The organism is Verrucosispora sp. WMMA2044, assembly GCF_027497155.1.
GTDB lineage: Bacteria > Actinomycetota > Actinomycetes > Mycobacteriales > Micromonosporaceae > Micromonospora > Micromonospora palythoicola.
This window is the reverse complement of the sequence record NZ_CP114913.1, coordinates 2,376,007-2,390,475: the sequence shown is the minus strand read 5'-3', so window position 1 is coordinate 2,390,475 and position 14,469 is coordinate 2,376,007. Positions and strand designations below refer to the sequence as shown.

Below are 14,469 nucleotides of genomic sequence, written 5' to 3'. Positions count from 1 at the left end.
GCACCGATGTCCGTCACCCACGCCCATTCGGTCGAGACCTGCCGCCACGAGCGGGGCCACATCACCGACTCCCGCTTCTACGGCAACCGCTACGCGACCGCCGCCAGCCGGCGGATCTACTGCGACGTCTGTCGCAAACAGCGCTGGCTCGACATCGAGGCGGCGCTGGCCCAGGCGCAGGGTGAGCTGGGCATGATCCCCGCCAGGGCGGTCGAGGGCATCGTGTCGGCGGCCCGGCTGGACCACATCGACCTGGACGCGGTGCAGCAGGAGATCGAACGCTCCGGGCACTCGCTGGTCGGCCTGCTGCGGGTGTTCCAGGCGGCCTGCCCGGACGGCACCGGGGAGTTCATCCACTTCGGCGCCACCACGCAGGACATCCAGGACACCGGGCAGTCGCTGGAGATCCGCGACACCCTCGACGAGATCGACCGGGAGCTGACGGAGATTCTCGGCTGCCTCGTGGAGCTGGCCGAGGAACACGCCGAGACGGTGGCGGTGGGACGCACCCACGCCCGCGCGGCGCTGCCGATGAGTTTCGGCCTCAAGGCCGCCAGCTGGATCGACGAGATCCTGCGGCACACCGAGCGGCTGGCGACCGTCCGGTCCCGGGTGGTGGTGGCCCAGCTGTTCGGCGGTGCCGGGACCATGGCCGGCTTCGGCACCGAGGGCATCGGGTTGCTGGAGCGTTTCGCCGCGCGGCTCGGTCTGGGCGTACCGACGATCGGCTGGCACGTGGCCCGCGACCGGGTGGTGGAGTTCGTCACCACCCTGGCCATGGTGGCCGGCACCCTGGGCCGGGTGGCCGACGAGATCCGCACCATCGGCCGGCCCGAGTTCGGCGAGGTCACCGAGCCGTGGCGGTACGGCAAGGTCGGGTCGAGCACCATGCCGCACAAGCGCAACCCGGAGCGGTGCGAGCAGGTGGTGGTGATGGCGAAGCTCGCCGCCGCCCAGGCGGGCATCGCGTACGGCGGGATGATCGGTGACCACGAGCGGGACTCGCGGGCGCTGCGGGTGGAGTGGGCGTGCGTACCGGACGTGTCCCACTACACCCTGGCCGCCTGCGAGATCACCCGGGAGCTGGTCAGCGGCCTCACCGTCAACGTCGACCGGCTGCGGGAGAACACCCGGGTCGTCGCCGACCAGCTCGCCTCCGAGCGGCTGATGCTCGCCCTCGGCGCGCATGTGGGCAAACAGACCGCCCACGAGCGCGTCTACGAACTCAGCCAGCAGGCCCACGACGCCGGTGGCTCGCTGCGGGAGTCCCTGGACGGCTGCGCCGAGCTACGCCGCCTGCTGCCCGACCACGAAGTCGAGGTGATCTTCGATCCGGCCCGCTACCTCGGTGCGTCGACCGACCTGACCCATCGTGCCGTGGCGGAGGCGCGCAAGTGGCTGGCAGGCCGCGGGTGACCGGTGCACGACGACACGACCGGCCGACGCGCCGGCGAGCCGGCGGCGGACCCCACCGGGGGCCCGTCCGGCGGCCGCCGGCCGGTCCCGGGTCAGCCCCGGCCCATCAACGCGCCACCGTTGATCTGGATGATCTGGCCGGTGACGAAACCCGCCGTGGCACCGGCGAGGTAGCCGACCAGGCCGGCGACGTCGGCCACCGTGCCGCCGCGACCGACCGGCGCCTGCGCCGAACGCTGCCGGTGGAACTCCGGTGTCATCCGGTCCCGGTAGAACTCGGTGCCGCCCACGTAGCCGGGCGCGACGACGTTCACCGTGATGCCCGCGCCGGCCAGCCGCGCGGCCAGTTCCGTGGACCACGGGTGCAGCGCCGCCTTGGCGGCCCCGTAGGAGGCGTTGCCGCGGAAGGCCGCGATGGAGGTCACCGTGACGATCCGCCCACCCGGGCGTCGCAGGGCGGGCAGCAGCGCCTGGGTCAGCAGCACCACCGGCAACACGTTGCCACCGAGGTTGCGCAGGTACTGCTCGCGCAGGGTGGACAGATCCTCGGCGGGCTGCGGCGCGAAGTTGCCCCCGGCATTGTTGACCAGCACGTCGACCGTACGGTCCCCGGCGGTGATCTCGTCGGCGGCCCGGCGTACCTCGTCGGGTTCGCACAGGTCGGCGACCACCGCCCGGACCAGACGGTGCTCGCCGGACAACTCCTCGGCGGTGCGTCGCAGCACCTCGGCGCGCCGGCCGAGCAGCACCACCTCGTGCTCCGCGGCCAGTTCCTCGGCGATCGCCCGCCCGATCCCGGTGCCACCTCCGGAAACCACGGCCAGCTTCGGCACGCCCATCACCCCTCTCGGTCATCGATGCCCGGCAGTATCCACCACTTCAGTCCGACGGGAGCAGCCGCGTGAGCGCGCACGACCACCACAGCGATCCGCTGCCCGACACGGCGCAGGGCATCCTGGCCGAGGACCGGGCCCACATGTTCTACTCCTGGTCCGCGCAGCGACAACTGTCGCCGATGCCGGTGGCGCGGGCGCTCGGCTCGTACTTCTGGGACTACGACGGCAACCGCTACCTCGACTTCGCCTCCCAGTTCGTGCACGTCAACATCGGTCACCAGCACCCGAAGGTGGTGGCGGCGATCCAGCGCCAGGCCGAACGGCTGTGCACGGTCAGCCCGGCGTTCGGCAACGACCAGCGGGCGCGGGCGGCCCGGCTGATCGCCGAACGGGCACCGGGCGACCTCGACCGGGTGCTGTTCACCAACGGTGGCACCGACGCGGTGGAACACGCCGTACGGATGGCCCGCCTGGTCACCGGGCGGCCGAAGGTGCTCGCCGCGTACCGCTCCTATCACGGCGGGTCACACCTGACGCTGCACATGACCGGCGACCCGCGTCGCTGGCCGATCGACACCGGCGCGGCCGGCGTGGTCCACTTCTTCGGCCCCTACCTGTACCGCAGCGCGTTCCACGCGCGCACCGAACCGGAGGAGGCCCAGCGGGCGCTGGCCCACCTCGAGCAGGTGATCGCGTTGGAAGGGCCGGGCACCGTCGCCGCCGTGATCCTGGAACCGGTGGTCGGCACCAACGGTGTGCTGGTGCCGCCGGAGGGCTACCTGGCCGGCGTACGCGAGCTGTGTGACCGGCACGGCATCCTGCTGATCGCCGACGAGGTGATGGCGGGCTTCGGCCGGACCGGACGCTGGTTCGCGGTGCAGAACTGGGACGTCGTACCCGACCTCATCACCTTCGCGAAGGGGGTGAACTCCGGCTACGTCCCGCTCGGCGGGGTGCTGATGGGTCCGCGCGTGTTCGACGCCTTCGCCGACCGGCCCTACCCCGGCGGCCTGACCTACTCCGGCCACCCGCTGGCCTGCGCCGCCGCGGTGGCCGCCATCACGGCGATGAGCGAGGAAGGGATCGTCGAGAACGCCGCCCACCTCGGTGCCGAGGTACTCGGCCCCGGTCTGCGGGAGCTGTCCGAACGCCACCCGGTCATCGGTGAGGTACGCGGACTGGGCGTGTTCTGGGCGCTGGAGCTGGTGCGGGACCGGGGCACCCGCGAGATGCTGCCGCCGCTGGGGACGCCCGGCGGTCCGATGGACGAGCTGGCCGCGGCCTGCCGTAAGCGCGGCCTCTGGCCGTTCCTGCACACCAACCGGATCCACGTCGTGCCGCCGTGCACCTCGACCGAGCGGGAGATCCGCGAGGGCCTGGACATCCTCGACGAGGCGTTGTCCGTCATAGGCAGCCACTACCGATGACCTCCGAACCGATCCGACAGTCGTCACCGCAGTCCGTGCCGAGGAGCGAGATGAACCAGCACGCCCAACGCCTCTCCACTCTGACCGCCGAGCAGCGCGCCCTGTTGCTGAAGCAGGTCGGTGCGCAGTTGACCGAACGCCAACGTCCGTCCACCCGGATTCCCCGCCGGGTCGGGGACGCGGACCGGGCGCCCGTGTCCTACCTGCAGGAACAGCTGTGGTTCCTCGACCAGTTGGTGCCGGGACAGTCCACGTACAACGTGCCGTCGGTGTTCCGGTTGCAGGGGCCGTTGGACCTGACGGCCCTGCGTCGCGCGCTGGCCGACATCGTCGATCGGCACGAGGCGCTCCGGACCACCATCCGGGCCGAGAACGGCGAACCGTACCAGCACATCGCCAAGCCGGGGGAGCAGCCGCACCACCTGGTGGTGGACGACCTCAGCGACGTCGCGGACCCGGCGGTGCGGTTGGCGGATGCGCAGCGGCGGGTGCAGGAGGAGATCCGGCGACCGTTCGACCTGGCGGAGGGGCCGCTGTTCCGCTCGCTGCTGGTCCGCCTCGACGACGCCGACCACCTGCTCGCCGTCACCATGCACCACATCGCCTCCGACGGCTGGTCGCAGGCGGTGCTCACCAACGAGCTGTCCGAGCTGTACGCGGCCCACCACACCGGCCGCCCACCGGCGCTGGCACCGCTGCCCGTGCAGTACGGCGACTACGCGGCCTGGCAGCGCAACCAGCTCAGCGACGAGGTCTTCACCGACCAGCTCGACCACTGGCAGCAGCGGCTGAGCGGGTTGCCCACCCTGGAACTGCCCACCGACCGACCGCGACCGGCCACGATGTCGTACCGCAGCGCCGCGGTGTCCCGCACCCTCGACGGGGATCTGCTGCACCGGCTGCGTCAGCTCTCCGCCCGCAACAACGCCACCCTGTTCATGACGCTGATGACGGCGTACCAGGCGGTGCTGGCCCGCTACAGCGGACAGGACGAGATCGTCGTCGGCACCACCACCACCGGCCGGGAGCCGGCCGAGCTGGAGCCCCTCATCGGCTACTTCGTCAACATGGTGGTGCTGCGGACCGAGGTCGCCGACGACCCGACCTTCGGCGAACTGCTGACCCGGGTGCGCGGCGTGGTGCTGGAGGCGTGGAAGCACCAGCAGGTGCCGTTCGAGAAGGTCGTCGAGCGGATCCAGCCGGTCCGCGACCCCTCGCGGAACCCGCTGTTCCAGGTGGGCCTGCAACTGCTGGGCAGCGCCACCCAGAGCACCGAGCCGAACCTGCCCGGGCTCACCGTCACCTCGCTTGACGCCAACCCGGGCGGGCACCCGTTCGACCTGTCGATCACCTGCACCGAGAGCCCCGACCAGCTGCGGCTGGTCGCCGACTACTCGGTCGACCTGTTCGACGAGCCGCGGATGGCGCGGCTGCTGCGGCACCTGGAACGGGTGTTGCGGACCGCCGTCGACGCCCCCGACACCCCGCTGTCGGCGCTGCCGTTGCTCGACGAGGAGGAGCGGACGCTGCTGCTGCACACCTGGCAGGGACCGCAGGGGGAGCGCGCCCGCGAACCGGTGCACGTGCAGATCGCGCGGCTGGCCGCCGAACGACCCGACCTGGTGGCGGCCACCCTGCACGGTGCCGAGCTGACCTACGGCGAGCTGGATCGCCGCGCCGGGGTGCTGGCGCACCGTTTCCGGGCGCTCGGCGTGGGCCGGGACGACATCGTGGCGTTGCTGCTGGAACGGGGCTTCGACCTGATCGTCGGTATGGTCGCCGCGCAGAAGGCCGGCGGCGCGTTCGTGGTGATGGACCCGGGCCACCCGGTACGCCGCATCGAGTTCATCCTCGAAGACACCGCGGCCAAGGCGGTGGTCACCCGCAGCGCGCTGGCCGACCGGCTGCCCGAGGGTGCCGCCGCCACGCCGGTGCTCGTCGACACGGAGTGGGACGAGTTGTCGGCGGCGGCCGCCGGTGCGGCGCCGCTCGACGAACTGGCCGACGAGAACTCGCTGGCCTACGTGCTCTACACCTCGGGCTCGACCGGCAAACCCAAGGGCGTGATGATCGAGCATCACGCACTGAACACGTTCCTGCTCTGGCTCGGCAACATCTTCGACTTCGGCCCCGGCGACCGGTTGCTGCAACACATGGCGCCCATCTTCGACTTCGCCGAGGGCGAGATCTTCACCGCGCTGACCCGTGGCGTGACGATGGTCTTCGTACCGGAGGAACACCGCACCGACCCGGACGTGATCGGGCAGCTGCTGGTCTCGGAGAGGATCACCTACATCGGCGGACCGCCGGCCATCCTGGGCCGCATCCCGCCGGGCAGCTACCCCGACCTCAAGTACATGATCGCCGGAGGTGAGGCGGTCACGGGTGATCTCATCAACCGCTGGAACACCCCGGGTCGCCGGTTCATCAACGGGTACGGACCGACCGAGGCCGCCGTCGGCTGCATCTTCTACGAGTGCGAGCACCGCACCTGGATCGGCCAACCGCCGATCGGGCGGGCCATGCCCAACCGGGTCGCCTACGTGCTCGACCGGTGGAACAACCTGCAACCGGTGGGGGTGCCCGGTGAGGTGATCACCGGCGGTGAGGGTCTCGCCCGGGGCTACCTCAACCGGCCGGAGTTGACCGCCGAGAAGTTCATCGACAACCCGTACCGGCCGGGGGAGCGGATGTACCGCACCGGCGACCTGGGCGTGTGGACCGAGGACGGGCAGATCCAGTTCCTCGGCCGAATCGACACCCAGGTCAAGCTCAACGGGCTGCGCATCGAGCTGGAGGAGATCGAGTCGACGCTCACCGCCCATCCCGGCGTCGCCGAGGCGGCGGTGGCGCTGCGCGAGGACAGCCCCGGCAGCAAGCGGCTGGTCGGCTACGTGGTCCCGGCCGGCGCGGCGGCACCACCGACCGAGGAACTGCGCGAGCACCTGCTCGCCGACCTGCCGCCGTACATGGTGCCGCACGTCTTCGTGGCCCTGGACGTACTGCCGCTGACAAGCGTCGGCAAGGTGGACCGCAACAGGCTTCCGGTTCCCGAGGAGACCGGGTCGGCCGAGGTGGAGCTGGTCGCACCGCGCACCCCGGAGGAGGAACGGGTCGCTGAGATCTTCGCCGCGGTGCTCGGTGTCGAGCGGGTCGGCGCCGACGCGAACTTCTTCGAGCTGGGCGGCAACTCGCTGATGGCGGCCCGGGTGCTGTCCCGGATCGCCGAACTCGGCGGGGCCAGCGCGACCATGCGGGACTTCTACACCAAGCCGCGGGTCAGCGAGATCGCGCAGCTGCTCGCCGGCACACCGTCGAGCACCGACACCGCGACCCCGACCGACGCGGCACCGGTGGCCGACCAGACCCGGGCCCGGTTGGAGCAGGAGATCGCCGACCTGGAACAGCGGCTCCGGGCCGCGCGGGCGGCCCTCGCCGGGCAGGACGGTCCGGTGTCCGGCGGGCACGAGGGACAACGGCTGCCGCTGTCACCGACGCAGGAGCAGCTCTGGTTCCTCGAACAGCTCGCACCCGGCCAGCCGACCTACCACATCCCGGTGCCGGTACGGCTCACCGGACCGCTCGACGTCGACCTGCTCGGTCGGGCGCTGACCGCCGTGGTGGCCCGCCACGAGGCGCTGCGCACCACGTTCGGCACCGACGACGACACCCCGTACCAACTGGTGTCACCCGTCGGTGAGGTGCCGCTGCCGGTGCACGAGCTGGACGCGACGGCAGCCGACGACCGGGAGCAGGCGCTCCGCGTCGAGCTGGAACGCGACGCCACCGAACCGTTCGACCTGGGTCGCGACCTGATGTTGCGGGCCCGGCTGATCCGCCTTGACGGCCAGGAGCACGTGCTCAGCATGGTGTTGCACCACATCTGCGCCGACGGCTGGTCGGCCGGGCTGCTGGTGCGTGATCTCGCCGAGCTGTACGACGCGTTGCGGCACGACCGGCAGCCGCAGCTGCCCGCCCTGCGGTTGCAGTACGCCGACCACGCGCTGGCGCAGCGCCGGCAGCTCGACGCCGGTGACCTGGAGTCGCAGTTGGCGTACTGGGCGCGGCAACTGGCCGACGCGCCCACCCTGGACCTGCCCAGCGACCGGCCCCGCCCGGCCACGGCCACCAACCGTGGCGCCCTGCTGGTGCGTCGGATGCCCGCCGACGTGCTGGAGGGCCTGCGCCGGGTGGCCCAACAGGAGCAGGCCAGCACGTACGCGGTGCTGCTCGCCGGCTTCAAGACGGTGCTGATGCGCTACACCGGCGTCGACGACGTGGTGGTCGGCACCGCCGGTGCCGGTCGCGGCCGTCCGGAGCTGGAGGATCTGGTCGGTTTCTTCGTCAACATGCTGGCCCTGCGTACCGACCTCTCCGGCGACCCGAGCTTCGGTGAGGCGGTCCGCCGCACCATGGGCACCCTGCTGGCCGCCTGGGACCACCAGGACGCGCCGTTCGAGCGGGTCGTCGGGCGGCTCGGTCGACGCCGCGACGCCAGCCGCAACCCGGTCTTCCAGGTCTCCATCGACCTGCTCAGCGGCGACCTGGTGGACTTCCGGTTCCCCGGGCTGGCCGCCGAGTTCCTCGACGTCGATCCCGGCGTCTCCCGCTTCGACATGGCGATCAACGCGTACGAGGAGACCGACGGCATCACCTTCCGGATCGAGTACGCCACGGATCTGTTCGACACCGCCCGGATCGAGGCGATGTTCGGCCACCTGGAGCGGGTTCTGCGGGCCGCGGTGGCGGCACCGCAGACGCCGCTGTCGGCCCTGCCACTGCTCGACGACACCGAGCGAACCGAACTGCTGGCGCTGGCCCAGGGGGAGCGACGACCCCACCGGCCGGCGACCCTGCCGGAGCTGTTCGCGGCGAGCGTGGCCCGCACCCCGCAGGCCACCGCGGTCATCGCCGCCGAGGGCACGCTGAGCTACGCCGAACTCGACGAGCGCAGCCGTCGGCTCGGCGCGCGGCTGCGCGCCGCCGGGGTGGGCACCGGGGACGTCGTGCCGGTGCTGCTGGAGCGCGGCCTCGCGGAGGTGGTGAGCGTGCTGGCCGTGCTGCGGGCCGGTGCCGCGTACGCTCCGATGGACCCGGCCGCGCCGCCGAGCCGGCTGGCCTTCCAGGTAGGCGACACCGGTGCCCGGGTGGTGGTGGGCGACCCGGCGCGGCTCGGCACCGTGGCCGGGGTGACCATCGTGGACCCGGCGGCGGAGCTGCCGGAGGCGGCCGACGAGCCGTGGCTGGCCGAGCTGACCCCCGCTTCGCTGGCGTACGTGCTGTACACCTCCGGTTCCACCGGCGAGCCCAAGGGCGTGCTCATCGAGCACGGCATGGTCGCCGGCTACCTGGAGTGGATGGTGCCGGACTTCGGCATCGAGCCACGGTCCCGGATGATGCACTGCTGCGCGCCGGTGTTCGACCTGGCCGTCGGTGAACTGTTCGGTGCCCTCACCGCCGGTGCGACCGTGGTGGTGGCCGGTCACGACGACGTGCACCGCCCGGGTGCGTTGACCGCGCTGGCCCGCGAGACCGGCGCGACGCACATCTTCACCACTCCCACCGTGCTGGGTCTGCTCGATCCGGCCGAACTGCCGCAACTGCGGTCGGTGATGATGGCCGGCGAGCCGGCGCCGCCGTCGCTGGTGGCCGCCTGGCACGTCGACGGTCGGCGGGTGCTCAACCTGTACGGTCCGGCCGAGGCCACGGTGGGCTGCACCTGGTACGAGTGCCCGGCCGGCACCGCACCCGCGGCGACGGTACCGATCGGTCGTCCGATGCCGAACCGGCGGGTGTACGTCGTCGACGACAGCGGCGACCTGGCGCCGGTCGGTGTGCCCGGTGAGCTGGTCGTCGCCGGCAACGGGGTGGCGCGTGGCTATCTCGACCGACCCGAGCTGACCGACTCGGCGTTCGGCGCCGACGAGCGGGCCGGGGAGGGACGGGCGTACCGCACCGGTGACCTGGCCCGGTGGAACCGGGACGGCCAGTTGGAGTTCCTCGGCCGCCGCGACGGGCAGGTCAAGCTGCGTGGGCTGCGGGTCGAGCTGGGTGAGGTCGAGCATGCCCTGCGCACGGCGGCCGGCGTGTCCGGAGCCGCCGCGGCGGTGCACGGCACGGGCGCCGAGGCGGTCCTGGTCGGGTACGTGGTCGGCGAGCTGTCTGACGACGACGCGGAGGCCCTGCGGACGACGCTCGCCGGGAAGCTGCCCGGGTACATGGTGCCCAACGTGGTGCTGCGCCTGCCGCAGCTGCCGCTGACCCGCACCGGCAAGGTGGACCGCAAGCGGTTGCCCGCGCCCGAGTCCGGTGCCGGGCAGGCGGCGTACGTGCCGCCCGGCACCGACGACGAGCGGCTCATCGCCGGGGTCTTCGCCGACCTGCTCGGTCTGGAACGGGCCGGCCGCGAGGACGAGTTCTTCCTCAGCGGCGGCAACTCGCTGCAGGCGATCCGGGCGGTGGGCCGGCTCAACGACGCACTCGGTGTGCCGCTGACCGTGCGGGACTTCTACGCGGCACCGACCGTCGCGGCCCTGGCCGAGCTGGCCGGACGCCGACGGGCCGCCGAGCAGGCGGCGCAGTGGCAACTGCTCGACGAGATCGAGCAGCTCAGCGACGACGAGGTGGAACGGCTGCTGGCGGCGGACTGATCGCCGGTCGCGTCCGCGGGCCCCGCCGCCGTGCGCGGCGGGGCCGGCGGTGTCCTGAAAGGAGTGAGATGTCCGACGAGACCTTCGACGGCAGGGTAGCCCGACTGGACGAGCGCCGGCGGCTGCTGCTGGAACGGATGCGGCAACAGCGCCGGCAGCCACCGGCGACGATCGGCGCCCGCCCGGCCGGCGACGAGCGGGTGCCGCTGTCGCGGGCCCAGGAACAGTTGTGGTTCCTCGCCCAGCTCGCGCCGGCCGAGCCGACGTACAACCTGGTGCAGGCCTCGTACCTGACCGGCGAGGTGGACCCCGCCGCGCTGCGGCGGGCGTTGGACGGCGTGGTCGCCCGGCACGAGGCGTTGCGCACGGTCGTGGAGAGCGTCGACGGCGTGGCGTACCAGCGGGTGCTGCCGCCGGGGCCGGCCAGCCTGGTCGTCGACGACGTGTCCCGGCTGCCCGAGCAGCAGCGTCGGCCGGCGGCGCTCACCCTGCTCCAGCAGCAGGAGGTGCACCGCCCGTTCGACCTGGCCACCGGCCCGCTGTTCCGGGCCCGGCTGGTCCGGCTCGGTCCCACCGAGCACGCTCTCGCCGTCGCGGCGCACCACATCGTGGTCGACGGCTGGTCGATGGGCCTGATCCTGCGGGAACTGGCCGCCGCGTACGACGCCCACCGGCACGGCACGCGAGCGCGGCTGGACCCGCCCGCCCTCCAGTACCCGGACTTCGCCCGCTGGCAGCATCAGCAGCTGGCCACCGCCGAACTGGACAACCACCTGAGGTACTGGGCGCAGCGGCTGGCCGACCTGCCCACCCTGGAACTGCCGGCCGATCGACCCCGGCCGACCACCGCGTCGTTCCGGGGTGCGCTGCTGGAGCAACCACTGGATCCGCAGCTGCACGCCGGGGTGCAGGCGTTGGCCAAGGAAACCGGCGCGAGCCCGTTCATGGTGCTGGTGGCGGCCTTCGCGGCGATGCTCGCCCGCTACACCGGCACCGACGACCTGGCCGTCGGCACCACCTTCAGCGGGCGCAGTCGCCCGGAGCTGGAGAGTGTGGTCGGGTTCTTCGCCAACATGGGGGTGCTGCGTCTGGACACCTCGGGCGACCCCACTTTCGCCACCCTGGTCGATCGGGCCCGGGACACCTGCCTGGGCGCGTGGGAGCACCAGGACGCCCCGTTCGAGCGGGTGGTGCAGCGACTCGCCCCACCCCGCGACCCGGGCCGCAACCCGCTGTTCCAGGTTGCCGTGCAGCTGCTGGACGGCTCCACCTGGGGCGGACCGACGCTGCCCGGCACCGACAGCACCCCGGTCGACCTGCGGCTGGACCGGTCCCGCTTCGACATGATGGTCAGCCTCGTCGACCACGGCGACCGGTACTCGGTGCTCACCGAGTACTCCACCGACCTGTTCGACGCCCGGCGGGTACGCGCCATGCTCGACCACGTCGCCCGGCTGCTCGACGCGGGCCTGGCCGACCCGGCTACGACGCTGTCGCGGTTGCCGATGCTCGACCCCGCCGAACGCGAGCGGGTCCTGGCCCTCGGCGCGGGCGAACGACGTGACGTGGCCCCGGCCACCGTCCACCAGCTGGTCCGGGCGCAGGCCGAACGCAACCCCGACGCGGTGGCCGTCCGGCACGGCGATCACGAGCTGACCTACCGGGAGCTGCTGGACCGGGCCGCGCGGCGGGCGGCCGGCCTGCGCGACGCGGGCCTGCGACCCGGCGACCGGGTGCCGGCGCTGCTGGACCGGGGCGTCGACGAGGTGCTGACGCCGCTGGCGATCTGGCACGCCGGTGGGGTGTACGTGCCGCTGGACACCGCCGCCCCGCCGAACCGGCTGCGCCGGATCCTGACCAACTGTGCCGCCCGGCTCGTGCTCACCCGCACCGAGCACGCCGCCGGGGTGCCGGAGGGCCCGTGGCGGACCCTCCTGCTCGACACCGGCGACCTGGACTCCGCCGCCGGTCTCGCCCCGGAGCCGTCCACCGGCCCGGACGACCTGGCGTACGTGCTGCACACCTCGGGCACGACGGGTGACCCGAAGGGTGTCCAGCTGCCGCACCGGGGTTTCGTCACCTACCTGGACTGGATGCGCGACCAGTGGCGCTGCGGGCCCGGTGACCGGGTGTTGCACGGCTGCGCGCCGGTGTTCGACCTGGCGGCGGGTGAGGTGCTGGCGGCGCTCACCTCCGGTGCCACGGTGGTGGTGATCGGCAAGGACCGGTTGCTCTCGCCGGGCGGTCTCGCCGAGGTCCTGGCGTCCGAACGGATCACGCACCTGTTCCTGACCCCGACCACGCTCGGTCTGGTCGAGGACGACACCGACCGGTTCGACGCGTTGCGGGAGGTGCTGGTCGGTGGCGAGGTCTGCCCCGCCGACCTGGTGACCCGGTGGGCGCGCCCGGGGCGGCGTCGGTTCGTCAACCTGTACGGCCCGACCGAGGCCACCGTGGGCTGCCTCGCCCACGACTGCACGGACTGGTCGGCAGCCACCCCACCGCCGATCGGCGCGACGATGCCGAACCGCCGCACCTACCTGGTCGACCGCTGGGACAACCCGGTGCCGGTCGGGGTGCCGGGGGAGGTCCTGGTCGGTGGCGCGGCGCTGAGCACCGGCTACCTCAACGACGACGAGCTGACCGGACGCCGGTTCACCGCGGATCCGTTCGATCCGCAGGGACGGGTCTACCGCACCGGCGATCGTGGTCACTGGGACGCGCAGGGCCGGCTGCACTTCGGCGGCCGGCTGGACGGCCAGGTCAAGTTGCGCGGCCTACGCGTCGAACTCGACGAGATCGAGGCACTGCTGAGCCGGCACTCCGGGGTGGCCCGCGCCGCCGTGACCGTGGTCCGCGACGGCAACGGGGTGCAGCGCCTCGTCGGGTACGTGGTGAACGCCGCCGAGCCGGCCAGCGACGCGGACCTGCGCACGCACCTGAGCACGGAGCTGCCCGCCCACCTGGTGCCCGGCCGGTTCGTCCGACTGCCCGCCCTGCCGTTGACCACCAGCGGCAAGGTCAACCGGCGGGCGCTGCCGGCACCGGAGGCGGCGGACACCGACGACACCGGCGCGGCCCCCACCACCGGTGCCGAGCGCCAGGTCGCGGAGATCTTCGCGGAGGTGCTGGGGGTGGCGCGGGTGGGCGCGGAGACGTCCTTCTTCGACCTCGGTGGGCACTCGTTGCAGGCGGCGCACGTGCTGGCCCGCATCGCCGGACGGATCGGCACGTCGGTGTCGCTCAAGCAGTTCTACGCCACCCCGACCGTCCGGGCGGTGGCCCGGTTCGTCGAGCACGGGCCGGTGGTGGACGCCTCGCCACTCGTCACGCTCAAGGCCACCGGTTCGCGGCCCCGGCTCTACTGCCCGCACGCGGTCTCCGGCTCGCCGTACTGGTACCTGCCGCTGAGCCGGGCCCTGCATCCGGAGCAGCCGGTGGACGGCTTCGAGGCGCCGGGACTGGAGGGCGGCATCGAGCCGGTCGACGACCTGGTGACGCTCGCCGGGCGGTACGTCGCCGCGCTGCGCGAGCGGCAGCCGCACGGGCCGTACCTGCTCGCCGGCTGGTCGATGGGGGGCTTCCTCTGCTTCGAGATGGCCCGGCAGCTCGCCGCCGTGGGTGCCGCACCGGACCTCGTGGTGATGATCGACTCCAATGAGCCCGGCCCGTTGCCGCTGCCGAGCGAGCGACAGGTGATGGAGACCTTCGTCGCCGACCTGGCCGGGCTCTCCGCGGCACCGGCACCGCCGCTGGACGCCGAGGTGGTCGACGCGGCCGACCCGATCGCGGCGCTCACCGGGTTCCTGGTCCGGCACGGACTGATCCCGTCGGACGTGCGGGCCGACTTCGTCGCCAACCGGTACGCGGTGTTCCGCGCCAACATGCGGGCCATCTACGGCTACCAGCCGGCACCGTACGCCGGCCGGACGGTGCTGGTGCAGGCGGAGCGGGAGGCCAGCCGCGCGGCGTGGCGCCGGTGGAGTCCGGCGATGGAGGTGGTGACGCTGCCGGGCGACCACTACTCGATGTGGTCCCCGCAGCACCTGCCCGCGCTGGCAGCCCTCATCGACGGCCAGGTGGCACGGGTGCTCGACCTCGGCTGACCGGCACCGGGGCCCGCCCAGACCATCGGCTGGG

5 protein-coding genes are annotated in these 14,469 nt (G+C 72.7%); 4 read left to right on the top strand and 1 reads right to left on the bottom strand.

The window, feature by feature from the left end; all coding sequences use genetic code 11:
• The first annotated feature begins 6 nt into the window (after positions 1 to 6).
• Positions 7 to 1,416 (top strand): adenylosuccinate lyase family protein, encoded by a 1,410-nt coding sequence (locus O3597_RS10750; protein ID WP_281604045.1) that lies wholly within the window; start codon positions 7 to 9, stop codon positions 1,414 to 1,416.
• A 92-nt stretch (positions 1,417 to 1,508) separates the two neighbouring features.
• Here the strand turns inward: O3597_RS10750 and O3597_RS10745 are convergent, their stop codons facing one another.
• The gene (locus O3597_RS10745) at positions 1,509 to 2,249 is read right to left on the bottom strand and encodes an SDR family oxidoreductase (RefSeq protein ID WP_164446905.1); all 741 of its coding nucleotides are present in this window, start codon (positions 2,247 to 2,249) and stop codon (positions 1,509 to 1,511) included.
• Positions 2,250 to 2,317: 68 nt separating this feature from the next.
• Between O3597_RS10745 and O3597_RS10740 the strand changes: the two genes are divergently transcribed.
• From O3597_RS10740 to O3597_RS10730, 3 genes are all read left to right on the top strand, one after another.
• Positions 2,318 to 3,679, top strand: coding sequence for an aspartate aminotransferase family protein (locus tag O3597_RS10740; protein WP_281604044.1), 1,362 nt, complete (start codon positions 2,318 to 2,320; stop codon positions 3,677 to 3,679).
• Between the two features lie 50 nt (positions 3,680 to 3,729).
• On the top strand, positions 3,730 to 10,329 hold the full coding sequence (locus O3597_RS10735) for a non-ribosomal peptide synthetase (RefSeq protein ID WP_281604043.1): 6,600 nt from the start codon (positions 3,730 to 3,732) through the stop codon (positions 10,327 to 10,329).
• Positions 10,330 to 10,397: 68 nt separating this feature from the next.
• Positions 10,398 to 14,435: a non-ribosomal peptide synthetase gene (locus tag O3597_RS10730; protein WP_281604042.1), complete on the top strand. Its 4,038-nt coding sequence runs from the start codon at positions 10,398 to 10,400 to the stop codon at positions 14,433 to 14,435.
• The last annotated feature ends 34 nt before the right edge of the window (positions 14,436 to 14,469 follow it).

Coding starts and splice junctions, on each gene's coding strand:
- O3597_RS10735 (WP_281604043.1), top strand. CDS start 3,730: ATGAACCAGCACGCCCAACGCCTCTCCACTCTGACCGCCGAGCAGCGC.
- O3597_RS10730 (WP_281604042.1), top strand. CDS start 10,398: ATGTCCGACGAGACCTTCGACGGCAGGGTAGCCCGACTGGACGAGCGC.
- O3597_RS10750 (WP_281604045.1), top strand. CDS start 7: ATGTCCGTCACCCACGCCCATTCGGTCGAGACCTGCCGCCACGAGCGG.